Here is a 301-nt window from a genome sequence, read left to right as displayed (position 1 = left end):
GCGCCTGGCCTACATGCTCGAAGACAGCGGCGTGGCGCTGGTGCTGAGCCACTCGGCTATCGCGCTGCCGGCGGTCGAGCGGATCGATCTGGATGGCTTCGATACGTCGACCTATCGCGATCAGAACCTTGATGTGGAATTGACCGGCGAGCACCTCGCTTATCTGATCTACACCTCTGGCTCTACTGGCAAACCGAAAGGCGCCGGCAACCGCCACTCAGCGCTGACCAACCGACTGTGCTGGATGCAGCAGGCATATCAACTCACCGCCAGTGACAGCGTGCTGCAAAAAACCCCGTTT

Annotated in this window: 1 protein-coding gene; it reads left to right on the top strand. The window is 60.1% G+C overall.

The genetic code is table 11. From position 1 onward, the window contains the following. Nucleotides 1-301: AMP-binding protein (locus tag OGL93_RS22170; RefSeq protein WP_263265171.1), on the top strand; the 301-nt coding region annotated here is incomplete at both ends.

Source organism: Pseudomonas sp. RIT-PI-S, from assembly GCF_025642975.1.
Taxonomy (GTDB): Bacteria; Pseudomonadota; Gammaproteobacteria; order Pseudomonadales; family Pseudomonadaceae; genus Aquipseudomonas.
This window is presented reverse-complemented; position numbering and strand designations above follow the sequence as displayed.